The 20,977-nt window shown below is 43.9% G+C and carries 24 protein-coding genes, 4 tRNA genes and 1 riboswitch; of the genes, 26 read left to right on the forward strand and 2 right to left on the reverse strand.

Features of this window, described 5'->3' with window-relative positions; translation table 11 throughout:
- Positions 1-41: 41 nt before the first annotated feature.
- The 11 genes from B5F53_RS03385 (at position 42) to B5F53_RS03435 (ending at position 11,622) form a co-directional block, all read left to right on the forward strand.
- On the forward strand, positions 42-1,775 hold the full coding sequence (locus B5F53_RS03385) for a phospho-sugar mutase (RefSeq protein ID WP_087219775.1): 1,734 nt from the start codon (positions 42-44) through the stop codon (positions 1,773-1,775).
- A gap of 131 nt (positions 1,776-1,906) precedes the next feature.
- Positions 1,907-2,182: an HU family DNA-binding protein gene (locus B5F53_RS03390; protein ID WP_087219778.1), complete on the forward strand. Its 276-nt coding sequence runs from the start codon at positions 1,907-1,909 to the stop codon at positions 2,180-2,182.
- 274 nt (positions 2,183-2,456) lie between these two features.
- The gene (locus tag B5F53_RS03395) at positions 2,457-2,696 is read left to right on the forward strand and encodes an RNA-binding S4 domain-containing protein (protein ID WP_087220064.1); all 240 of its coding nucleotides are present in this window, start codon (positions 2,457-2,459) and stop codon (positions 2,694-2,696) included.
- 72 nt (positions 2,697-2,768) lie between these two features.
- A complete protein-coding gene (gene yabP, locus B5F53_RS03400) occupies positions 2,769-3,062 on the forward strand; it encodes a sporulation protein YabP (protein WP_087219781.1) in 294 nt (97 codons plus the stop codon).
- An 18-nt stretch (positions 3,063-3,080) separates the two neighbouring features.
- Positions 3,081-3,566 carry a spore cortex biosynthesis protein YabQ gene (yabQ, locus tag B5F53_RS20935; RefSeq protein ID WP_442856283.1) on the forward strand — a complete coding sequence of 162 codons (486 nt, stop codon included), beginning with the start codon at positions 3,081-3,083 and terminating at the stop codon, positions 3,564-3,566.
- Positions 3,511-3,816, forward strand: a complete 306-nt coding sequence (locus tag B5F53_RS03410; RefSeq protein WP_242970227.1) for an FtsB family cell division protein — start codon at positions 3,511-3,513, stop codon at positions 3,814-3,816. Before yabQ ends, B5F53_RS03410 begins: the two co-directional genes overlap by 56 nt.
- Positions 3,817-3,927: 111 nt before the next feature.
- Entirely contained in the window at positions 3,928-5,418 is a 1,491-nt protein-coding gene (locus B5F53_RS03415) for a SpoIIE family protein phosphatase (RefSeq protein WP_087219788.1), read from the forward strand.
- A gap of 35 nt (positions 5,419-5,453) precedes the next feature.
- The gene (tilS, locus tag B5F53_RS03420) at positions 5,454-6,845 is read left to right on the forward strand and encodes a tRNA lysidine(34) synthetase TilS (RefSeq protein WP_140398197.1); all 1,392 of its coding nucleotides are present in this window, start codon (positions 5,454-5,456) and stop codon (positions 6,843-6,845) included.
- A 1-nt stretch (position 6,846) separates the two neighbouring features.
- A complete protein-coding gene (gene hpt / locus B5F53_RS03425; RefSeq protein WP_087219795.1) occupies positions 6,847-7,371 on the forward strand; it encodes a hypoxanthine phosphoribosyltransferase in 525 nt (174 codons plus the stop codon).
- A 16-nt stretch (positions 7,372-7,387) separates the two neighbouring features.
- A complete protein-coding gene (gene ftsH / locus B5F53_RS03430) occupies positions 7,388-9,232 on the forward strand; it encodes an ATP-dependent zinc metalloprotease FtsH (protein WP_330396137.1) in 1,845 nt (614 codons plus the stop codon).
- Positions 9,233-9,507: 275 nt separating this feature from the next.
- Complete coding sequence (locus tag B5F53_RS03435) at positions 9,508-11,622, forward strand: glycoside hydrolase family 13 protein (RefSeq protein ID WP_087219798.1); 2,115 nt, start codon at positions 9,508-9,510, stop codon at positions 11,620-11,622.
- Positions 11,623-11,695: 73 nt separating this feature from the next.
- Here the strand turns inward: B5F53_RS03435 and B5F53_RS03440 are convergent.
- Positions 11,696-11,777, reverse strand: a tRNA-Tyr gene (locus B5F53_RS03440).
- A gap of 172 nt (positions 11,778-11,949) precedes the next feature.
- A riboswitch (NiCo riboswitch) is annotated at positions 11,950-12,042 on the forward strand.
- A gap of 128 nt (positions 12,043-12,170) precedes the next feature.
- Here B5F53_RS03440 and B5F53_RS03445 point away from each other — a divergent pair.
- The 9 genes from B5F53_RS03445 (at position 12,171) to B5F53_RS03475 (ending at position 17,226) form a co-directional block, all read left to right on the forward strand.
- On the forward strand, positions 12,171-13,112 hold the full coding sequence (locus B5F53_RS03445; RefSeq protein WP_087219801.1) for a cation diffusion facilitator family transporter: 942 nt from the start codon (positions 12,171-12,173) through the stop codon (positions 13,110-13,112).
- Positions 13,113-13,307: 195 nt separating this feature from the next.
- Entirely contained in the window at positions 13,308-13,520 is a 213-nt protein-coding gene (locus B5F53_RS03450) for a FeoA family protein (RefSeq protein ID WP_087219804.1), read from the forward strand.
- A gap of 51 nt (positions 13,521-13,571) precedes the next feature.
- Positions 13,572-13,796 (forward strand): FeoA family protein, encoded by a 225-nt coding sequence (locus B5F53_RS03455; RefSeq protein WP_087219807.1) that lies wholly within the window; start codon positions 13,572-13,574, stop codon positions 13,794-13,796.
- Between the two features lie 59 nt (positions 13,797-13,855).
- A complete protein-coding gene (gene feoB, locus B5F53_RS03460; protein ID WP_087219809.1) occupies positions 13,856-16,045 on the forward strand; it encodes a ferrous iron transport protein B in 2,190 nt (729 codons plus the stop codon).
- A 122-nt stretch (positions 16,046-16,167) separates the two neighbouring features.
- Positions 16,168-16,335, forward strand: a complete 168-nt coding sequence (locus B5F53_RS19600; RefSeq protein WP_140398198.1) for a FeoB-associated Cys-rich membrane protein — start codon at positions 16,168-16,170, stop codon at positions 16,333-16,335.
- A gap of 19 nt (positions 16,336-16,354) precedes the next feature.
- Positions 16,355-16,477, forward strand: coding sequence for a hypothetical protein (locus B5F53_RS20525; RefSeq protein ID WP_275532189.1), 123 nt, complete (start codon positions 16,355-16,357; stop codon positions 16,475-16,477).
- 11 nt (positions 16,478-16,488) lie between these two features.
- Positions 16,489-16,869: a heavy-metal-associated domain-containing protein gene (locus B5F53_RS03465; protein WP_087219812.1), complete on the forward strand. Its 381-nt coding sequence runs from the start codon at positions 16,489-16,491 to the stop codon at positions 16,867-16,869.
- The gene (locus tag B5F53_RS20940; RefSeq protein ID WP_162610520.1) at positions 16,847-16,975 is read left to right on the forward strand and encodes a helix-turn-helix domain-containing protein; all 129 of its coding nucleotides are present in this window, start codon (positions 16,847-16,849) and stop codon (positions 16,973-16,975) included. Before B5F53_RS03465 ends, B5F53_RS20940 begins: the two co-directional genes overlap by 23 nt.
- Before the next feature lie 59 nt (positions 16,976-17,034).
- The gene (locus B5F53_RS03475; protein WP_087219818.1) at positions 17,035-17,226 is read left to right on the forward strand and encodes a hypothetical protein; all 192 of its coding nucleotides are present in this window, start codon (positions 17,035-17,037) and stop codon (positions 17,224-17,226) included.
- Positions 17,227-17,593: 367 nt separating this feature from the next.
- Here the strand turns inward: B5F53_RS03475 and B5F53_RS03480 are convergent.
- A tRNA-Ser gene (locus B5F53_RS03480) sits at positions 17,594-17,680 on the reverse strand.
- Positions 17,681-17,797: 117 nt separating this feature from the next.
- On the opposite strand from B5F53_RS03480, the gene cysK reads away from it, so the two are divergent.
- From cysK to B5F53_RS03510, 6 genes are all read left to right on the forward strand, one after another.
- Complete coding sequence (gene cysK, locus B5F53_RS03485) at positions 17,798-18,733, forward strand: cysteine synthase A (protein ID WP_087219823.1); 936 nt, start codon at positions 17,798-17,800, stop codon at positions 18,731-18,733.
- 15 nt (positions 18,734-18,748) lie between these two features.
- On the forward strand, positions 18,749-19,684 hold the full coding sequence (gene epsC / locus B5F53_RS03490) for a serine O-acetyltransferase EpsC (protein ID WP_087219826.1): 936 nt from the start codon (positions 18,749-18,751) through the stop codon (positions 19,682-19,684).
- 83 nt (positions 19,685-19,767) lie between these two features.
- A tRNA-Gly gene (locus tag B5F53_RS03495) sits at positions 19,768-19,838 on the forward strand.
- Between the two features lie 3 nt (positions 19,839-19,841).
- Positions 19,842-19,914: transfer RNA gene (locus B5F53_RS03500), tRNA-Gly, on the forward strand.
- Between the two features lie 132 nt (positions 19,915-20,046).
- Complete coding sequence (locus tag B5F53_RS03505; protein WP_087219829.1) at positions 20,047-20,412, forward strand: VOC family protein; 366 nt, start codon at positions 20,047-20,049, stop codon at positions 20,410-20,412.
- A gap of 70 nt (positions 20,413-20,482) precedes the next feature.
- Positions 20,483-20,920, forward strand: a complete 438-nt coding sequence (locus tag B5F53_RS03510) for a GatB/YqeY domain-containing protein (protein ID WP_087219832.1) — start codon at positions 20,483-20,485, stop codon at positions 20,918-20,920.
- Positions 20,921-20,977 lie beyond the last annotated feature (57 nt).

Genomic DNA, 20,977 nt, shown 5'->3' on the forward strand with positions numbered 1-20,977 from the left:
TAATATAATAAGGGAAAAGAATTGTATAGGGAGGTACAAATATGGATTACAAAGAAGTATATCAGGAATGGCTGGAGAACCCATACTTCGATGAAAACACAAAAGCAGAATTAAAAGCAATTGAGGGAGACGACAAGGAAATTAAAGAGCGTTTTTACATGGACTTGGAGTTTGGTACAGCAGGCCTGAGAGGGATTATTGGTGCAGGTACAAACCGCATGAATATCTATGTAGTCCGCAGGGCAACACAGGGACTTGCAAACTATATTCTTTCCGTTGGAAAACAGAGCCAGGGCGTGGCAATCGCTTACGATTCCAGACATATGTCTCCGGAATTTGCACAGGAAGCGGCACTATGCCTGGCTGCCAATGGAATTAAAGCTTATATTTTCGAATCTTTAAGACCGACTCCGGAGCTGTCATTTGCCCTTCGTCATTTGGGATGCGTAGCCGGAATTAACGTAACGGCAAGCCATAATCCGCCGGAATATAATGGGTATAAGGTATACTGGGAAGACGGCGCACAGATTACGCCTCCTCATGACAGCGGTATTATGGGAGAAGTGAAGGCAATTTCCGACTGGAATACGGTAAAAACCATGGACAAGGCAGAAGCGGAAAAAGCAGGCCTCTACGAAGTGATCGGACAGGCCATTGACGATGCTTATATCGCTGAGCTGAAGAAACAGATTCTGCATATGGAAGCCATTGAAAAAGAAGGAAAGAATCTGAAAATCGTATATTCTCCCCTTCATGGAACCGGCAATATTCCTGCCAGAAGAGTTCTGAAGGAACTGGGATTTGAAAATGTATATGTGGTAAAAGAGCAGGAACTGCCGGATGGAGATTTCCCCACAGTCAGCTATCCAAACCCGGAAGCTGCAGAAGCATTTGAACTGGGCTTAAAACTGGCAAAAGAAGTGGACGCAGATCTGGTACTGGCAACAGACCCGGATGCAGACCGTCTGGGCGTACGTGTGAAAGACAAAGACGGAGTTTACCATGATTTAACCGGAAATATGTCCGGATGCCTGCTGGCGGAGTATGAGATTGGACAGAGAAAAGCCATCAATGGAGAACTTCCGGAAGACGGCGCCTTAGTATCTACCATCGTTACCAGCAATCTGGCCGGAGCCATTGCAAAATCATACGGAGTGAAATTTATCGAGGTACTGACCGGCTTTAAGTACATCGGACAGCAGATTTTGGGCTTTGAAGAAAGCGGAAAAGGCACCTACTTATTCGGCTTTGAAGAAAGCTACGGCTGCCTGATCGGCACATACGCAAGGGATAAAGACGCCATTGTGGCAACCATGGCTCTGTGCGAGGCTGCAGCTTATTATAAGACCCAGGGCAAGACCTTATGGGATGCTATGATTGATATGTACGAGAAATACGGCTACTACAAAGACGCCATTCAGTCAGTCACTCTGAAAGGAATTGAAGGTCTTCAGAAGATTCAGGAAATCATGAATACCCTTCGCGAGAAACCGCCGGTAGAAATCGGAGGATATAAAGTAACTTCCACCAGAGATTACAAAGAAGACAAGGTGGTTGATCTGGCAACCGGAGAAGAAAGCAGGACAGGCCTTCCTTCTTCCAACGTACTCTACTATGATCTGACAGACGACGCATGGCTTTGCGTAAGACCGTCGGGAACAGAACCGAAGGTAAAATTCTATTATGGCGTAAAAGGAACATCTCTGGAGGACGCAGATAAAAAATCTGAAGAAATGGGAAAAGCTGTTCTGGAAATGGTGAATTCCATGATGTAAGAGAAACCGTGATTCTTTCATAGTTTTCTTTAAAAACCTTGACAAACATAGGGAAAAGGTATATAAATTATGAATAGGGTTGTAGAGAAGAACTAGGAATAACAACGAGAGAATTTAGAGGAGGAAACACCATGAACAAAACAGAGTTAATTGCAGCTATGGCCAATGAAACAAATCTTTCTAAAAAGGACGTTGAGGCAGTTTTAAAGTCATTTATCGACGTAGTTTCCAAAGAATTACAGAATGACGGAAAAGTTCAGTTAGTTGGATTTGGAACATTTGAAGTGTCAAAAAGAGCTGCAAGAGAAGGCAGAAATCCTCAGACTGGTGCAACCATGAAGATTGAAGCTTCCAAAGCTCCGAGATTTAAAGCCGGAAAAGCTTTAAAAGATATGGTAAACGCTTAATATCACAAATAGAAAAATGCAGAAGGCCGTTACGAATGTGACGGCCTTTTTCATTTAATAGGAAACTGCGTTCCCTATTAAACAAAACGCTCCGCTATGGATGCGACCAGATGTATGTGGAATTATGACTGCCTGCGGCAGTCTGCATCTGGCGCGCAAAGAGTACAAGTCCCTCATGAGCGAGGGATATAGGGAGTTGAAGAGGACTTGTCCTCTTTGTTCTATTCACAGGAGAGGGTAGTATCCTATGATACAAAAACTTCAGGAGGAAAATATGAGATTAGACAAATTTTTAAAGGTTTCCCGTCTGATTAAACGGCGGACAGTGGCCAATGAAGCCTGCGACGCCGGCCGGGTACTGCTCAATGACAAACCGGCGAAGGCCTCTGTTTCAGTAAAAGCAGGAGACAAAATTGAAATTCAGTTCGGAACCCGGAATGTAAAAGTAAAGGTTCTGGAAGTAAAAGAAACTGTGAGAAAAGAAGAAGCAGAAAAACTGTATGAGTATCTGTAAGAAGTCCCGGTCTGTTCTAAGGAAACTGATGCGTTCATAGAATAAAAAGAAAGAACACATCAGGAGGTTGTTTTGGAAGAGAGAAAAAACAGTCCCTTCCAATCGCACCGGCTGCTGCTGGAGGATCGGCAGAGGGGAACAGTTACGGGTGTAATGGATGTAAAATCTTTTGATGAAAAGCTCATTCTATTGGCAACAGAATATGGCCTGATCACATTAAAAGGAGAAAAGCTTCATATCAATCAGCTGGATCTGGAAAAAGGAGAAGTGGAATTAAGCGGCAGGGTGGACAGTGTGGTCTATACGGAGAAACGGGGCTACGGCCAGAAGAAAGAAGAATCTCTGCTTGGCCGGCTGTTTCAGTAGAAATCCATGAGTTCTTATATGAACCACGAACTTCTGATGTTCTGCCATTCCTTTTTTACCGGAATCCTTCTGTTGGTTATTTATGACGTGCTGAGGATTTTGCGTAAAGTTTTTCCCCATCGTTCCTGTTTTGTGTCGGCAGAAGATCTCATTTACTGGATGGGATCCGGTATTCTCATTTTTATGGAAATGTACAGGCAAAACCAGGGGATTGTGCGGACCTATATCTTTGCAGGAACTCTGGTAGGGATGGTTGTCTACCATTTTACAGTCAGCTCCCTGTTTGTGCGGTTCACTGCCAAAATTCTTGAAATCCCGGTGAAGTATCTGTTTTTTTTAACAAAAAGGTTGATATTTAGCTATAGACGTTGTAGAATTTCAGTATATAGCCATTCTCGTCAAGTTGTGGCGAAAATACGAAAAAATCAGAAAAGGTCAGAGGATTTTAATGAAGTCAAAGAAGCGGAAAGCAATTCTGAAGAGAAACCGAATGGGCATGGTTAGTATCGCGGTTGTTGCCCTGCTGCTTTTTGGCGTACTCTTTGTGGAAGGACGTTCTTTAAGCAGCAGGCTGAGTTCGTATGATAAAGAAGTAGAAGATCTCAATGACAGAATTGAAGAAGAAAACGAAAGAACGAAAGAAATTGATGAATTAAAAGAATATATGGATACGGATGAGTATGCAGAGGAAGTTGCCAGAGATAAACTGGGACTTGTAAAAGATAATGAAATTGTGTTTAAAGAGTCAGAATAAACCTATTTATGGAGAAAAGTTTTTTTATCCGGCATTCTGAATTTGACAAAGATTTTGCCCCGGATCCTTTATACTGTTTTCCTAATGAGAATAGTAAGGGGAGGGGAACATATGCAGGAATGGATTATTGCCATGCTCGTAATCAGCGCGCTTCTGATTATACGGGACATGGCAAAAACTATTTTGTCAGATCAGGTTTGGAAGGAAGAGACGCTTCCTCTGTACGACATTCATCCGCAGAAGGAAAAAGTGGAAAAATATGCGGAATCTTTTCAGAAACTGGCAGATACCTTTTACGGAATGCCCTATCGGAAAGATTATTTAAGCAGCAGACAGATTGATGCCGTTCTCAGAGAAGTGAATGATCATCTCTGCAGTAAATGCTACCAGAGGCAAATCTGCTGGGGAGAACACTCGGAGAGTATGTACCAGGGCGCCTGCGGACTGATTCGGGCCATTGAGGACTCCGATGAGGAGAAAATCCGGAAGACCCGCGGCGACTGGATGGGAGTCTGCGCCCGGGCCGGCCAGTTTTATGAAGAGGCGGAGAGATATTTTCAGAGAGAAAAGCAAAATCTTATCTGGAATAACCGGATGATAGAAAACCGGATGGCTGTGGCTCAGCAGATGACGGAGATTTCCAGAATCATGAGAATGGTAGCCGATGATCTTTATGACATTTCCCAGCCGCCTGCAGAGTTTCAGGAAAATCTCAGAAAGAAGCTGCGGAAACGTCAGGTGATTCTGAAAAACGTCTGGATACTGGACAAGCCCCAGGGGAAAAAACAGGCGTTTCTGACCATGCGGGCCAGAAGCGGTCAGTGCATTTCCATGGTGGAAATCGGGAAATATTTATCGGAATCCTGCGACTGCCCGATGACCCCTTCTCATGACAGCCGCTGTATTGTCAATGGAGAATACCATACGGCTCATTTTGTGGAGGACGCCAGTTTTCAGGTGATGCACGGGGTGGCGCGGGTGGTGAAAGATCAGGAAAAAGTCTCCGGAGACAATTATTCCTGTCAGGAAGAAGAGGACGGACAGTTCATTATGTGTCTGTCAGACGGAATGGGTTCCGGTATGGAGGCATGCAGGGAAAGCGAAGCAGTGGTGGAACTTCTGGAACAGTTTCTGGAATCCGGTTTTTCCCAGGAGACGGCGGCCAGAATGGTAAACGCCGCTTTGGTATTGCGCCAGCAGGAGGAGATGTTTTCCACAGTAGATATATGCGCGCTGGATTTATACAGCGGAATCTGTAATTTTTTAAAGGCCGGGGCGGCGACTACCTTCATAAAAAGAGAAAACTGGGTGGAAGCTATTACAGCTCAGAGTCTGGCGGCAGGGCTGGTTCATCAGATGGATTTCGAGACGGCGTCCAGGAAACTGTATGACGGCGACTTTCTGATCATGGTTACTGACGGCGTTTTAGACGCTCTGCCCATGGATAAAGAGGAAGAAACCATGAAAGAGATTATTATGGAGGTTCACGATCAGACTCCAAAGGAATTAAGCAGGGGGATCTTAGAGCGGGTTCTCAGTTATGCGGATTTTAAGCCGCAGGATGATATGACGGTTCTGGTGGCAGGAGTCTGGAGCAAGTGAAATTAAATTGGAACGAAAGAGGACGGGGAAGACACATGATTAAAAAGATAGAGAATTATATAAGAGAAAACGGTCTTTTAGAGAAAGGGGATAAAATCCTGCTGGGACTGTCCGGCGGAGGAGATTCCATGGCTCTTTTGTCTGTTTTCACGGAACTGAAGGAAGAGTGGGAGCTGGAACTTCACGGAGTGCATGTGCATCATGGAATCCGTGGAGAAGAGGCGGACAGAGACGAAGAACTTGTACGAAAAGCCTGCGAAGATCTGCAGATTCCCTATACATGCTATCGGTACGATGTACAGAAGATGGCAAGAGAAGAAAAAATGGGAGTAGAAGAAGCAGGCCGCAAAGCCAGAAATGAGACTTTTGAAGACGTTCTGAAGAAATGGCAGGGAGATAAGATAGCCCTGGCCCACCATAAGAATGATCTGGCGGAGACTATGCTCCATCACCTGGCAAGAGGAACCGGATTACGGGGGATTGGAGGAATCCGTCCCATGTCCGGAAAGATTATTCGGCCTCTTTTATGTTTAGAAAAGAAAGAAATTGAGCATTATTTAAAGGAAAAGGAAATTCCCTACGGTCTGGACAGTACGAATTTATCCGATTCCTATACCCGCAATCGGATTCGCCATCAGGTTCTGAACACTATGGTCAGAGAGGTGAATCAGGAAGCGGTGGCCCATCTGGCAGAGGCGGCGGAGATCGCCTGGGAAGCCGATGAATATTTACGGGCCATGTCGAATATGCATCTGGAGATTTACAGCAAAAAGACGGACAGAGGAATTGTCCTGGAAGAAGAAATCTTCAAAGAGCCGCATATTATCCGTATGTACGTTTATCAGAGAGTTCTGGAACTTCTTCTGGGGAATAAACGGGATATTTCCAGAGTTCATATGAAACAGATTGAGACCCTGATAAAGAAAAACGTGGGGAAGAAAGTAAGCCTGCCCTACGAACTGGAGGCCAGAAGAACTTACGGGGGAATTCTGTTTGCCAGGAAAACGGAGGCCGGGAAACTTCTTCTGGAAAAAGCAATTTTAAAAGAACCGGTATTGCTTCATATGGACGGCCCCACCTATATTCCGGGCGGGAAAATCATATCCAGAAAATTTGTTTATCAGGGAGAAGAGATTCCGGAAAAGACATATACGAAATGGTTCGATTATGGTAAAATAAAAAAGAAACTATGCATCCGTCCCGGAATGGAGGGAGATTTCCTCATAGTAAACCGGGAGGGAAATAAGAAAAAGCTGAACAGATATTTCGTGGATCATAAGGTGCCGAGAGAAGACAGAAATAAGATTTTGCTGATTGCAGAGGAGAATGAGATTCTCTGGGTATTGGGAATGCGCATCAGTGAAAAGTATAAAGTGACCAATGAAACGAAAGAAATTCTGGAGCTGAGATACGAAGGAGGAAAATAAAATGTCTGAGCAGATTCGCGTGATGATTGGCGAGGCAGAGACAGATAAACGGATTCGCGAACTGGGTGCGAAGATCAGTGCAGATTATGCGGGAAAAGAAATACACATGATTTGCGTCTTAAAGGGCGGGGTGTTCTTTATGTGTGAACTGGCCAAAAGAATTACCGTTCCTGTATCGCTGGACTTCATGTCTATATCCAGTTATGGGGACGATATTAAATCCAGCGGCGTTGTTAAAATTACGAAAGACTTGGATCAGCCCCTGGAAGGAAAAGACGTACTGGTTGTGGAAGATATTATTGATTCAGGGAGAACGTTAAGTTATTTACTGGAAATTTTAAAAGGGAGAAATCCGGAAAGCATCCGCTTATGTACGCTGCTGGATAAGCCGGACAGAAGAGTAAGGGATGTTCATGTGGATTACTGCGGTTTTGAAATTCCTGATGAATTTGTTGTGGGCTATGGACTGGATTATGCACAGAAGTACAGGAATCTTCCGTTTATCGGCGTTGTAGAGACAAATTGAAAGGAGATTTGGACAATTGAACAGACAATCCGGCAGAATTGGTCTATATATCCTATTAATTATCATGCTGATTGTAGGATATTTGTTTTTAAATCAGCAGGTCAATACACAGAGCAATTATACTCTGGATCAGTTTGAACAGGCTGTAGAAGAAGGAAAGGTGGCAGGGATTGAAATCCACCAGAATAAAGAAACTCCCACCGGCCGTATTCAGGCAGTCCTGGAAGACGGAAGTCAGAAACAGTTTTACGTGACAGACGTAAATGAAGTAGAAGATATGGTTAAGGGGAAAGAGATTGCAGTACAGGTTTATAACGTTCCTCAGGAAAATGCGTTTCTTTCCACCATTCTTCCGGTGCTGATCACCTCCGGTCTGATCCTGTTTTTATTTATGTTCATGTCCAGGCAGATGTCAGCGGGCAGCTCAGGCAATTCCAAGATGATGAACTTCGGAAAAAGCCGTGCGAGAATGACGAATCCGGATGAAAAGAAAGTGACCTTTAATAATGTGGCTGGACTTCAGGAGGAGAAAGAAGATCTGGAAGAAGTTGTAGACTTTCTCAAAGCGCCGCAGAAATATACCAACGTAGGAGCCAGAATTCCCAAGGGCGTTCTCTTAGTCGGACCGCCCGGAACCGGAAAGACGTTACTGGCGAAAGCTGTGGCCGGAGAAGCGGGAGTGCCGTTTTTCTCTATCTCTGGTTCTGACTTTGTGGAAATGTTTGTAGGTGTGGGCGCTTCCCGTGTGAGAGATTTATTTGAAGACGGGAAGAAACATGCTCCCTGTATTATATTTATTGACGAGATTGACGCGGTTGCCCGACAGAGAGGAACCGGTATGGGCGGAGGCCATGACGAGAGAGAACAGACCCTGAACCAGCTTCTGGTGGAAATGGACGGTTTTGGGGTGAATGAAGGGATTATCGTGATGGCAGCCACCAACCGGGTGGATATTCTGGATCCGGCGATTCTGCGTCCGGGCCGTTTTGACCGTAAGGTGGCGGTGGGACGTCCGGATGTAAAAGGAAGAGAGGAAATTCTCCAGGTACACGCCAAAGATAAACCTCTTGCAGAAGACGTGGATTTGAAACAGATTGCCCAGACTACGGCAGGATTTACCGGAGCGGATCTGGAAAATCTGTTAAATGAGGCCGCTATTTTAGCAGCCAAGGAAAACCGCCTCTATGTGATGCAGAAAGATATTAAAGCGGCGTTTATTAAAGTGGGAATCGGGGCTGAGAAGAGAAGCAAGGTGATTTCTGAAAAAGAAAAGAGAATTACCGCTTACCACGAAGCCGGCCATGCCATCTTATTCCATGAATTGCCGGATATGGGCCCGGTTTATACGATCTCCATCATTCCAACAGGAATGGGGGCCGCCGGTTATACTATGCCCCTTCCGGAGAAAGACGAAATGTTTAATACCAGAGGCAAGATGCTGCAGGATATTACAGTACTTCTGGGCGGACGTGTGGCAGAGGAAATTATATTTGACGATATAACCACAGGAGCCTCCAATGATATTAAACGGGCTACAAATACGGCGAAGGCTATGGTAATGAAATACGGAATGTCTGAGAAACTGGGTCTGATTGCTTATGGCGATGAGGATGATGAGGTCTTCATCGGAAGAGATCTGGCTCATACCCGGGGTTACAGCGAACAGGTAGCGGCATCCATTGACGAAGAAATTCACATGATTATCGACCGCTGCCATGAGAAAGCGAAGGAAATTATAATGAAGCACGAAGAGGTACTTCATAAGTGCGCGAGACTGTTACTGGAAAAGGAAAAGGTTCATCGGGAAGAGTTTGATGCACTTTTTACAGAGGATTTAAAGAGCGAACCGGCGGCTGACTAAAAATATGCACAAAAAAATAGCTTAAATTTTGTAAGATTTATGCACACTTTTTCGTTGACCCATGGTATATTATATATCGTAAAAACCCCCCAATACATTATATAGTTTTTGCTACACCCCATTAAGAAGAAATACCTTCTCCAAAAAAGACAGCTTACGAGCTGTCTTTTTTCCTTTTCTTCCCAAAGAAAGAGAGAAGGCCATAAGAAAAAAATGTTGTATCCCATTGGCAAGTAGGATAAAATAAAAGTAACAGACATGAAAAGGGGAATAGTATGACAGATCAAAACAAAGATTCGTTAGTATCGTTACAATATATATTAAATATGCGTCCGGTTTTTAACCAGGATGCACTTTTCAGCGACGGAACAGAGAATTACCGTATCCCCATGGAGCCTAATGTGGGCGACGCCGTTACCATTCGTTTCCGGACATTAAAAAATAATGTGGATTTAGTATATCTGATTCATGGAGAGACCCGTAAACAGATGAGCCTTGCAAAGACAGAAAAAGGATTCGATTATTATGAAACAAAGATTGTGGTAGGACAGGAAGCCTACGAATATTATTTTGAAATCCATTCCGGACTGATGAAGTGTTATTATAATTTAAGAGGCAGCAGTACGGAGATTCAGGAGCAGTTTTCTTTTCGGATTATTCCCGGTTTTAAAACCCCTGACTGGGCGAAAGGAGCCGTTATGTATCAGATTTATGTGGACCGGTTCTGCAGAGGAGATGATACAAACGATGTGGAAACAGGAGAATACAGCTATATAGGTGATATTAGTGTAAAAGTGGATGACTGGGATAAGCCTCCTGCGGTCATGGGTGTACGGGAGTTTTACGGCGGAGATCTTCAGGGAGTCCGGGATAAGCTGGATTATCTGCAGGATCTGGGTGTGGAAGTGATTTATTTAAATCCTATTTTTGTATCTCCCAGCAATCACAAATATGACTGTCAGGATTATGACTATGTGGATCCCCATTACGGGAAGATTGTGGAAGACGGCGGAGAGTGCCTGCAGCCGGGAGATCTGGATAATAAACACGCGACAAAGTATATCAAACGTGTAACTGACAAAAAGAATCTAAACGCCAGCAATGCTTTTCTGGCCAATTTAATCGGAGAAATCCACAAAAGAGGTATGAAGATTATCCTGGACGGCGTTTTTAACCACTGTGGTTCCTTCAATAAATGGATGGATCGGGAACGGATTTATGAGAATCAGGAGGGATATGAACCGGGAGCTTATATATCAGCAGACAGTCCCTACCGTTCCTTCTTTAAATTTAATGATGAAAGCCAGTGGCCTTATAATGGAAGCTATGACGGATGGTGGACCCATGATACCCTTCCCAAATTAAATTATGAGGAACCATCCCGTAAATTATATAATTATATTCTGGATATTGGAAGGAAGTGGGTCTCCGCCCCTTATTATGCAGACGGATGGCGTCTGGACGTGGCGGCGGATCTGGGACACACCAATGAATTCAACCATGAATTCTGGAAAGATTTCCGGAAGGCAGTAAAAGAGGCAAACCCGGAAGCTTTAATACTGGCGGAGCATTATGGAGCTCCCAAGGGCTGGCTGATGGGCGACGAGTGGGATACGGTGATGAACTACGATGCCTTTATGGAGCCGCTGACCTGGTTTTTAACCGGAATGGAAAAGCACAGCGACGAATACCGGGAAGATTTGCTGGGAAACAGCGATGCCTTTATCGGCGCCATGAAAACCCATATGGCGTCTATGCATCCTTCCTCCCTTCAGACGGCCATGAATGAGCTGTCTAACCATGATCACAGCCGTTTTTTAACCAGAACCAACCGGAAAGTGGGCAGAATTTCCTATGCAGGAGCGGAGGCGGCTTCTGTGGGAATTAATAAGGCAGTGATGCGGGAGGCAGTTGTGGTGCAGATGACGTGGCCGGGAGCGCCTACCCTGTATTACGGCGACGAAGCGGGCGTCTGCGGATTTACAGATCCGGACAGCCGGAGAACCTATCCCTGGGGTCATGAAGATCAGGAACTGATAGAATTTCATAAAATGATGATAGGAATCCATAAAAAATATCAGATTCTCATCAGCGGTTCGGTTAAGTTTCTGTGGAATGATTATCAGGGGTTAAGTTATGGAAGATTTTCTGATAAAGAACAGATGATTGTTGTGCTGAATAACAGAGACGAAGAGAGAAATGTGGATATTCCGGCATGGAAAACAGGGATTTCCAGAAGAGAGGAAGCTGTCTTTACACGGATTGCAGTTACAGGAAGAGAAGAGTTTAGTGCAACGGAGGTGGAATATACAGCTTCAGCAGGAATTCTGCATGTTCCCCTTCCGGCATATGGAGCGGTGGTGTTATATCACAGGGATAAGAAAAAATAAGGATATTCACAGAGAAATAACAAAAAAATTCAAGCCTCTCAGCAATTGAGAGGCTTGAAAACTTTGGTTAAAATGGATGGAGAAGGATTCGAACCTTCGAAGGCGTTGCCAACAGATTTACAGTCTGCCCCCTTTGGCCACTCGGGAATCCATCCGCAGGTACTTTTTGGTACTGTCCCATTATATAGGAAGTTTGGAAAAAATGCAAGCACTTTAATAAAGATTCCAAAAGTACAGTCACACAATCGTTGACAAAGGCATAGGAATATAGTATTCTATAAAAAATCTCTTTGCACTGCATTGCATTCTTTAGAGAGTGTAGAATCAACAGTACAAACTGATCAGGCGATGGAAGTTTTATCCATAGGCCGGGCTGCTTCGGCGGCAGCAGATGAAAGCTGACACATCTGCGGGACAGTAGTATGTTCTGCAGGTGTGTTTTTGTGTGTAATAGGAAATTCCGTCGGGTTTCTTATTACATAAAAAGTCCTTCAGACAGGATGCAGGTGTCATAGAGTTATCTTAATTTTAAACAGGAGGTAACCAATATGGAGAAAACAGAAACATTAAAACAACAGAAAAAGACGGTGTCAGACGAACGTTCTCAGGATATGAAAATTGCTATGCGGATTTCTTATGTCAGTATTCTGGTAAATGTGGTTTTATCCTTATTTAAACTGCTGGCCGGAATTCTGGCCCATTCAGGCGCTATGATTTCCGATGCGGTTCATTCTGCGTCCGATGTCTTCAGCACGTTTATTGTGATGATTGGAGTCCATGTTTCCAGTAAGAAATCCGATAAGGAACACCAGTATGGACATGAACGAATGGAATGTGTTTCCTCGATTATACTGGCCGTTCTTCTGTTTCTTACCGGTCTGGCCATCGGAGTCAGCGGAGCACAGAAGATTTTCCAGGGAAACGGGAGCGCTGCTCTGGCAATTCCGGGCCGGCTGGCGTTGATTGCGGCAATTGTATCCATTGGAATTAAAGAATGGATGTTCTGGTATACGAGAGCAGGGGCTAAGAAAATCAATTCAGGAGCCTTAATGGCAGATGCCTGGCATCATCGTTCCGACGCTCTTTCCTCTGTCGGCTCTTTTATCGGTATTTTCGGAGCGCGGATGGGATATCCGATTATGGATCCTCTGGCCAGTATTGTGATTTGTTTCTTTATCGGGAAGGCAGCTTATGATATTTTTAAAGATGCCATGGATAAAATGGTGGATCGTTCCTGCGACGAAAAGACTCAGGAAAAGATGCGGAAAGTGGTATTGGAACAGGAGGGAGTCTTTCGTATCGATGTGATGCGCACACGGCTATTCGGGGCAAAGATGTATGTGGACCTGGAAATTGCCGCAGATGGAAATCTTTCCCTGAGCGAATCCCATCAGATTGCGGAGGCAGTGCACAGAGCCATTGAGAACAATTTCCAGGAAGTAAAACACTGTATGGTTCATGTGAATCCCATACAGGAAGAAAAGCGATAAAGGGTTCTGCACAAAGGGTGCAGGTCTTTCAATTCTGAGGGGCCTGTACCCGTTTTCTTTCATACAGACTGAAAATATTAAAAATTCATAAAAAGCTATTGACATTTCCAGGAAGTTAGCGTATGCTAATTTGTAGAGTTGGTCGAAACTAACTTATAGGTAGGTTAATCGGATTCAGGCAAAGGAGAGGATTCTATGCAGCCATTGGTATTTTTACAAAGCGGAGAAAGCGGTATCATTAAACGGGTAGGCGGCGCCACAGAAACGAGAAGATTTCTGGCGGGTCTGGGTTTTGTGGAAGACACTACGGTCAGTGTAATATCAAGGCTTAACGGCAGTCTGATTGTAAATGTGAAGGACTCCCGTGTGGCAATTAATGAAGATATGGCCAGAAGAATCATGGTTTAATCAGAATCCTACTGATGAGAGTGACAGAGAAGGAAAGGGAGGAGAAACGTGATGACACTGCGGGATGCAAAAGTTGGCACAACCGTTGTGGTAACCAGAATTGAGGGAGACGGCGCTTATAAACGCCGTATCATGGATATGGGAATCACAAAGGGATGCGAGATTTATATCCGGAAAGTTGCACCTCTTGGAGATCCGGTGGAAGTAACCATCAGAGGATATGAACTGTCTCTGAGAAAACAGGATGCTTCGTGTGTGCAGGTAACACAGAAATAGGAGATGTTTTTGTTTGAAACTAAAGTTAATTAAAACTAACTATTTAGGAGGATATAAAGATGGCAATTAAGATTGCGCTTGCCGGAAACCCGAACTGCGGTAAGACTACGATGTTTAACGCGCTGACAGGTGCGAACCAGTACGTAGGCAACTGGCCGGGCGTTACGGTGGAGAAAAAAGAAGGAAAGATAAAAAAATCAAAATCAGGGGAAGAAATTATTGTAACAGACCTTCCCGGGATTTATTCACTGTCCCCATATACACTGGAAGAGGTGGTAAGCCGCGATTATCTTTTAAGGGAAAATCCGGATGTGATTATTAACTTAGTGGACGCCACCAATATTGAACGAAATCTGTATCTGACCACCCAGTTAATGGAAACAGGGGTTCCGGTGGTTATTGCCTTAAATATGGCGGATTTGATGGAAAAGAATGACATACGTATTGATGTGAAACGTCTCGGCATGCTTCTGGGATGTCCGGTGATTAAGACTTCCGCATTAAAAGGGGACGGATTAGACGAAGTGGTAAACGAGGCCGTCCGTTCTGCCAGAAAGAAAGAAGTGAAACTTCCGGGAAATATTTTCAGCGATGATATAGAAAAAGCAATTGCAGATGCGGAAGAACAGCTTCAGGGAGTTGTTGCGGAAAATAAGAGCAGATGGTATGCAATTAAATTCCTGGAAAATGACAGCAAAGTGGCAGAAACCATGAAGCTGGATAATCAGGCTTCTCAGCAAATCCGTATGGCGGCAAAGGAACTGGAAGAGAAGCACGACGATGATATGGAAAGTATTATTACCGACGAGCGGTATCAGTATATCCAGAAGTTAGTGTTAACTACTGTGAAAAAAGCAGCACATAAACTGACCCTTTCCGATAAGATAGATAAAGTAGTAACCAACCGTATCTTAGGGATCCCGATTTTTATTGCAGTCATGTTTGTGGTATATTACATATCCGTAACGACCATAGGAACCATTGTAACAGACTGGACCAATGATACCTTTGTTGGGGCTATTCAGGAGGCAGTCGGCGGATTTCTTACAAATATCGGCGCCGGAGATCTGGTAATCAGCCTGGTAGTGGACGGCATTATCGGCGGTGTGGGCGCTGTATTGGGATTTGTACCCCAGATGGCCATTTTGTTCCTGTTTTTATCTATTTTGGAAGACTGTGGTTATATGGTACGTATTGCCTTTGTTATGGACCGTGTATTCCGTCATTTTGGCCTGTCCGGCAAGAGTTTTATTCCTCTTTTAATCTCTTCCGGCTGTGGAATCCCTGGAATCATGGCTTCTAAGACCATTGAGAATGACAATGACAGAAGACTGACAATCATGACCGCAACCTTTATTCCCTGCGGAGCAAAACTTCCGGTTATTGCTTTAATGGGAGGCGTTATGGTCAGCTATTCCACTGGAAGCTATGAAGCAGGCGGAATTATGGCTCCATTGATGTACCTGATTGGAATTGTGGCAGTCTTAGTGGCAGCCATTATGTTAAAGAAGACAAAACCGTTTTCCGGCGAACCGGCTCCTTTTGTAATGGAACTTCCCCAGTATCATCTTCCGTCTGCGAAGACCGTGCTGCTCCATGTGTGGGAGAGACTGAAAGGCTTTATTATTAAAGCCGGAACCATTCTTTTCCTGGCATGTGTGGTTATGTGGTTCTTAGCCGGATTCGGATTTGCAGACGGCGGATTTGGGATGGTGGAAGACAGCAACGAAAGTCTTCTGGCAGTAATCGGAGGAGTTATCGCTCCTGTCTTTGCTCCTCTCGGATTCGGCGAATGGCAGCCGGTTGCCGCTTCCCTGTCAGGATTTACGGCAAAAGAGGCAATTGTTTCTACCATGGGCGTTCTGGCAAATGTAAGCGAAGAGATGGCGGAAGATACTCTGACCGTAGGAGCCGCAATTCAGACCTGGTTCCCAAGCGCACTGGCAGCCTTTTCTTTCCTGTTATTTAACCTTCTGAATTCTCCGTGTCTGGCAGCAATTGCAACTATGGCACAGCAGATGCAGTCCAGAAAATGGTTCTGGTTTGCCATTGTATTCCAGAATGTATTTGCATATCTTGTATGCCTGAGTGTATACCAGATTGGCCTCTTATTTACAGGCGCCGGCTTTACCATTGGAAGCCTTGTGGGAATTCTAGTCCTTTTGGTAATGCTGTTCTTCCTGTTCCGGCCGGATCCTTATAAAAACAGGAAAATGTATACAAAACGTTCTGTACAGACTGCAGAATAAATGATACGATGAAATAGTCTCAGACAGATGAGAGACTGTTGAAGAAAATGAGGGATGAAATTGCTGCTTTATGCAGCGGTTTCATCCTTATCCATACCTAAAAGTGCCAGGAGGGAATTCAGATGATAGCGAACATTATAATTTTAGGACTGATCTTTCTTTATTGTACCTGCCTTATTTTCCGGCAGATAAAAAACAGAAAAAATCCGGGGGCAGGCTGCTGTGGCTGCAGCGGATGCAGCAGCTGCAAAGGGGGCTGTGCAGGATGCGGGGAAGAAAAGCTGCCGTAAAGAAAAGGGAGGATAAAACATGGGGAATTCAACAGGTTCCATGATGTATATGTTCGGAGCAGTTATTTTGCTCTATTTTATAGGCGTGGGAATTTACCAGCTTTGTGTATTTATCAGAAATAAGTGGAGAAACAGAAAGTAAAGAGGGAAACGATGGCAGATATAATTATTTTAATCGCAGTTGCCGTGATAATTGCGCTGGCCCTTAAAGGCACGGTGAAACATTTTAAAGGAGAAGGAGCCTGCTGCGGAGGAGGTTCCAAAGGACTGATAAAAGAAACCAGGAAAACCCTGGAACATGAAAAAATCGGCGAGAAAACAATCCAGATTGAAGGCATGCACTGCGACCACTGCAGGCAGAGCGTGACTCGTGCCCTGAACCGGATTGACGGGGTAGCGGCAAATGTAGATCTGAAGAAAAAACAGGCAGTGGTATCCTTTGATCGTCCCATAGATGAGAAACGGCTGAAAGAAGCTGTGGAAGCAGAAGGGTTTCAGGTGGTATCTCTACGTGACTCAGGATACATTGGATAAAATATGTACTATTTTAGAGTGTCAGCCGGGTTTCTTACTGGAATATGAGCCAGATGAAAAAAATAAAATGTTTGAAGAAAATCTATTGACATACATTAAAAAATAGAGTGTATTAAATATAGTTAAAGAAGGCAAGGCTTTAACGGAAAGATGGGAGGTTGAAACATGACAGAAGAAACAAAAATGATTTTAGCGAAGCTGTCAGAAATGGATAATAAAATAACAGACATCCAGTTGACACTTGAAAACGAAACAAACCGCAATATCAAAATTATTGCAGAAGGTCATCTTGACTTAAGCCGAAAACTTGATGAAGCCTTAAAGGTGGAGAATGAAAAGGAGATGCTTTTAATCTGAGTAAATCGGTTGGAGAACGAATTAAGACGGTTAAAAGACAGAATTGATGCAATAGCATAAACGGAACCAGGGAGGGCGGGCTTGCCACCGCTCCCCGACAAAGAAAGAATATCACGAAAATTGAAATAAATCAATAAGTTGTTATTTATTAAAGACACAGGAATGGAAAATTTGCTCCTGTGTCTTTTCCTATGAAAAAACATGCAAATAGGAAGTTATTGTATCATCTTCGTGACAAAATCCGTGACAAAATTTTTAAAAAACTGTGTTTTAGGATACAACACAGAAAAGTAAGCAAGGGTAAAAAAACAGCGTATTTTCAAGGCTTTTCACTACTTTTACCAAAAAAATACGCTGTTTTCAATAGCGGAGATGGTGGGAGTCGAACCCACGCGCCCTTGCGGACCTATCGCATTTCGAGTGCGACCTCTTACGACCACTTGAGTACATCTCCATTACAGTTCTTTATTATATCTGTAATTAAAGAAAAGGTCAAATTCTTTTTTATAATTGACGAAACTTTCGGATTCCAGTATGATGATGGTATTACAGAATAAGGAGGACTCAGAAAATGGCAGGAATATATAAAAGTACATGGGATTTCATAGGGAATACTCCTTTGATGGAGGCAGTTGGACTGGAGAAGACCCATCAGTTAGAGGCACGGATTTTAATGAAGCTGGAATACCTGAATCCGGCAGGAAGTATTAAGGATCGTGCAGCAAAGTATATGATTCAGGACGCAGAAGAAAAAGGAATCTTGAAAAGGGGAAGCGTCATCGTAGAGCCTACTTCCGGAAATACGGGCATTGGCCTGGCGTCCCTTGCCGTTTCCAGAGGGTATCGTGTTATTTTGACTATGCCGGAAACAATGAGTCCTGAGAGAGTCAATATTTTAAAAGCCTATGGGGCGGAAGTCGTTTTAACACCGGGAGCAAAGGGTGTGGCAGGAGCAGTGGAAAAAGCAAGAGAGATTGCAGAAAGCTTTCCGGACAGCTTTATACCGGATCAGTTTTCCAATCCGGCTAATGCAAAGGCGCACAGGGAGACCACAGGGCCGGAAATCTGGAGAGACACCGAGGGACAGGTGGATCTTTTTGTAGCCGGGGTAGGAACCGGCGGAACCTTAACAGGGGTTGGAGAATATCTTAAATCATGCAAACCGGATATCCAGGTGATAGCAGTGGAACCGGCAGAGTCGCCCCTTATTTCCACAGGGACAGCCGGCAGCCATGGCATACAGGGAATCGGCGCAAACTTTATACCGGATTTACTGAACAGGGAGATTTACGATGAAGTTCTTCCGGTGGAAACGAAAAATGCAGTGGCAACAGCAAAAGAACTGTCAAAGGAAGGAATTTTAACAGGGATTTCTTCAGGAGCCGCAGCATTTGCAGCTCTTGAACTGGCAAAAAGGGAGGAAAACAGAGGAAAGACAATTGTGGCAATTCTTCCGGATTCCGGAGATCGTTATTATTCTACGGCTCTGTTTCAAAATGAAATCTGAGAAAGGAAGTTAGAAATGGAAAATAAAAAAGAGGCAATCGCAGAAACAGTAGAAGAACTGGCGAAACGATATGGACAGGAGGAGCTCTTTCATGAAAAGGCAGGCAGAAGTCTGCCGAACCGGGAAGTGATTATAGAAATCATTCGAAATCTGCAGAAAGTGATTTTTCCCGGATATTTTGCTGTGGACAGCAGTGCGGAAAATTTTCCCAAACATTATTTGGGGTATCATTTGAATCATTTATACGATCGGCTGAAAGAACAGGTGCAGGTGGCTCTTTTTTACCAGGCCCGGGGAGAAAGAGACAGGAAAGAAATGGAAGAAGAAGGAGTTCGTATCTGCAATCAGTTTTTCAGAAGACTTCCCTATATTCAGGATATGATTCTGAAAGATGTGCAGGCAGGATTTGACGGGGACCCGGCAGCGAAAAGCAAAGAAGAGATTATTTTCTGCTATCCGGGACTGTTTGCGATTTTTGTATACCGTCTGGCCCATGAATTATATATGCAGAAGGTTCCTTATATCCCGCGCATTATGTCGGAATATGCCCATGGGGAAACAGGGATAGACATTAATCCGGGAGCCACGATTGGAGAGTACTTCTTCATCGATCACGGTACCGGTGTGGTAATTGGTGAGACAACAGAAATCGGAAATAACGTGAAACTCTATCAGGGTGTAACCTTAGGCGCTCTTTCCACAAGACTGGGTCAGCAGTTGTCAGATGTGAAGAGACATCCCACCATTGGAAACAATGTGACCATCTATTCCAACTCTGCTGTCCTGGGCGGAAACACAGTGATTGGAGAGAATACCACCATAGGAGGAAATACCTTTATTACGGAATCCATACCGGCGAATACAAAGGTATCGGCAAAGAGCCCGGAATTAGTGATAAAACAGCCGAAAACAGAGGTTGCATCCGCCAATGTCTGGGAGTGGGAGAATTAATTTTTAAAAAAATTTAAAAAAATTCGAAAATACTATTGACATTCTTCTAAGAGTAAGCTATAATTCATATCGTTGTAGCGATTGCGGGTGTAGTTCAATGGTAGAACACTAGCCTTCCAAGCTAGATACGTGGGTTCGATTCCCATCACCCGCTTATGCGATAGTGGCGTAGTTGGTAACGCGCGACCTTGCCAAGGTCGAGACCGCGGGTTCGAGCCCCGTCTATCGCTCTGAGAGGAGTCTGAGAACAGACTCCTTTTTTTGTGTAATAGGAAATTCCGTCGGATTTTCTATTACATAAAAAACGCTCTGCTGCATCTGGCGCGCAAAGAGAACAAGTCGAATCTGGAGGGGTATGGACGATGAAATTAAAAAATATTCTGATTGTTGTTAAAGATATTGAAAAATCAAAACAATTCTATCATGATTTGTTTGGCCTTGACAGGATCCTGGACAATGACGGCAACATGATTTTAACGGAAGGTCTTGTACTTCAGGAAGAAAAAATCTGGAAGGATTTTCTGGGAAAAGAAATTACGGCAAAAAACAATTCCTGTGAACTGTATTTTGAGGAACAGGATATAGAGGGATTTGTTGAAAAACTGGAAAAATTATATCCCTCCATAGAGTACGTGAACCGGCTTATGACTCATAGCTGGGGACAGAAGGTTATTCGCTTTTACGATTTAGACGGGAATTTAATTGAAGTGGGAACGCCCATGCAATAGGGAAGAAGTGCTTTATTTTATATTAAGAAAGTGTTACAATAGATGCATACTGAAAAAAGGAGGCAGCACAATGGAATTTGAAAGATTACAAAAAGATATGATACAAGCCATGAAGGCGAAGGATAAACCGAGAAAAGAGGCAATCTCTTCTCTGATTGCAGCGATTAAGAAAGTGGCCATTGATGAAGGCTGCAGGGATGAAATCAAGGAGGAACTGGTAGATCGGGTTATTTTAAAGGAACTGAAAACAGCCAAAGAGCAGTTGGATACCTGTCCCAAAGAAAGAACTGATTTACTGGAGGAATACCAGATCCGCCACGATGTGATAAAAGAGTATGCTCCTGCACAGCTGAGTCTGGAAGAAGTTAAAGAAATCCTTACGGAGAAATTTTCAGAAGTACTGGCAACAGGCAATAAAGGCCAGATTATGAAGGCTGTTATGGCAGAATTAAAAGGAAAGGCAGACGGAAAAGTCATTAACCAGGCGGTAACCGAACTTTGCCGGTAGAAATTGCATAATTGCCGGTTCTGTGATATGATGGTTAAGATATGAGGGGAATTTAGG

This window comes from Blautia sp. An249, from assembly GCF_002159835.1.
GTDB lineage: Bacteria > Bacillota > Clostridia > Lachnospirales > Lachnospiraceae > Blautia_A > Blautia_A avistercoris.

Bases quoted from the DNA above. Each gene is read 5' to 3' on its own strand.
- B5F53_RS03385 (WP_087219775.1), top strand. From the start codon at position 42: ATGGATTACAAAGAAGTATATCAGGAATGGCTGGAGAACCCATACTTC.
- B5F53_RS03390 (WP_087219778.1), top strand. From the start codon at position 1,907: ATGAACAAAACAGAGTTAATTGCAGCTATGGCCAATGAAACAAATCTT.
- B5F53_RS03395 (WP_087220064.1), top strand. From the start codon at position 2,457: ATGAGATTAGACAAATTTTTAAAGGTTTCCCGTCTGATTAAACGGCGG.
- yabQ (WP_442856283.1), top strand. From the start codon at position 3,081: ATGAACCACGAACTTCTGATGTTCTGCCATTCCTTTTTTACCGGAATC.
- B5F53_RS03410 (WP_242970227.1), top strand. From the start codon at position 3,511: ATGAAGTCAAAGAAGCGGAAAGCAATTCTGAAGAGAAACCGAATGGGC.
- B5F53_RS03415 (WP_087219788.1), top strand. From the start codon at position 3,928: ATGCAGGAATGGATTATTGCCATGCTCGTAATCAGCGCGCTTCTGATT.
- tilS (WP_140398197.1), top strand. From the start codon at position 5,454: ATGATTAAAAAGATAGAGAATTATATAAGAGAAAACGGTCTTTTAGAG.
- hpt (WP_087219795.1), top strand. From the start codon at position 6,847: ATGTCTGAGCAGATTCGCGTGATGATTGGCGAGGCAGAGACAGATAAA.
- B5F53_RS03435 (WP_087219798.1), top strand. From the start codon at position 9,508: ATGACAGATCAAAACAAAGATTCGTTAGTATCGTTACAATATATATTA.
- B5F53_RS03445 (WP_087219801.1), top strand. From the start codon at position 12,171: ATGGAGAAAACAGAAACATTAAAACAACAGAAAAAGACGGTGTCAGAC.
- B5F53_RS03450 (WP_087219804.1), top strand. From the start codon at position 13,308: ATGCAGCCATTGGTATTTTTACAAAGCGGAGAAAGCGGTATCATTAAA.
- B5F53_RS03455 (WP_087219807.1), top strand. From the start codon at position 13,572: ATGACACTGCGGGATGCAAAAGTTGGCACAACCGTTGTGGTAACCAGA.
- feoB (WP_087219809.1), top strand. From the start codon at position 13,856: ATGGCAATTAAGATTGCGCTTGCCGGAAACCCGAACTGCGGTAAGACT.
- B5F53_RS19600 (WP_140398198.1), top strand. From the start codon at position 16,168: ATGATAGCGAACATTATAATTTTAGGACTGATCTTTCTTTATTGTACC.
- B5F53_RS20525 (WP_275532189.1), top strand. From the start codon at position 16,355: ATGGGGAATTCAACAGGTTCCATGATGTATATGTTCGGAGCAGTTATT.
- B5F53_RS03465 (WP_087219812.1), top strand. From the start codon at position 16,489: ATGGCAGATATAATTATTTTAATCGCAGTTGCCGTGATAATTGCGCTG.
- B5F53_RS03475 (WP_087219818.1), top strand. From the start codon at position 17,035: ATGACAGAAGAAACAAAAATGATTTTAGCGAAGCTGTCAGAAATGGAT.
- cysK (WP_087219823.1), top strand. From the start codon at position 17,798: ATGGCAGGAATATATAAAAGTACATGGGATTTCATAGGGAATACTCCT.
- epsC (WP_087219826.1), top strand. From the start codon at position 18,749: ATGGAAAATAAAAAAGAGGCAATCGCAGAAACAGTAGAAGAACTGGCG.
- B5F53_RS03505 (WP_087219829.1), top strand. From the start codon at position 20,047: ATGAAATTAAAAAATATTCTGATTGTTGTTAAAGATATTGAAAAATCA.
- B5F53_RS03510 (WP_087219832.1), top strand. From the start codon at position 20,483: ATGGAATTTGAAAGATTACAAAAAGATATGATACAAGCCATGAAGGCG.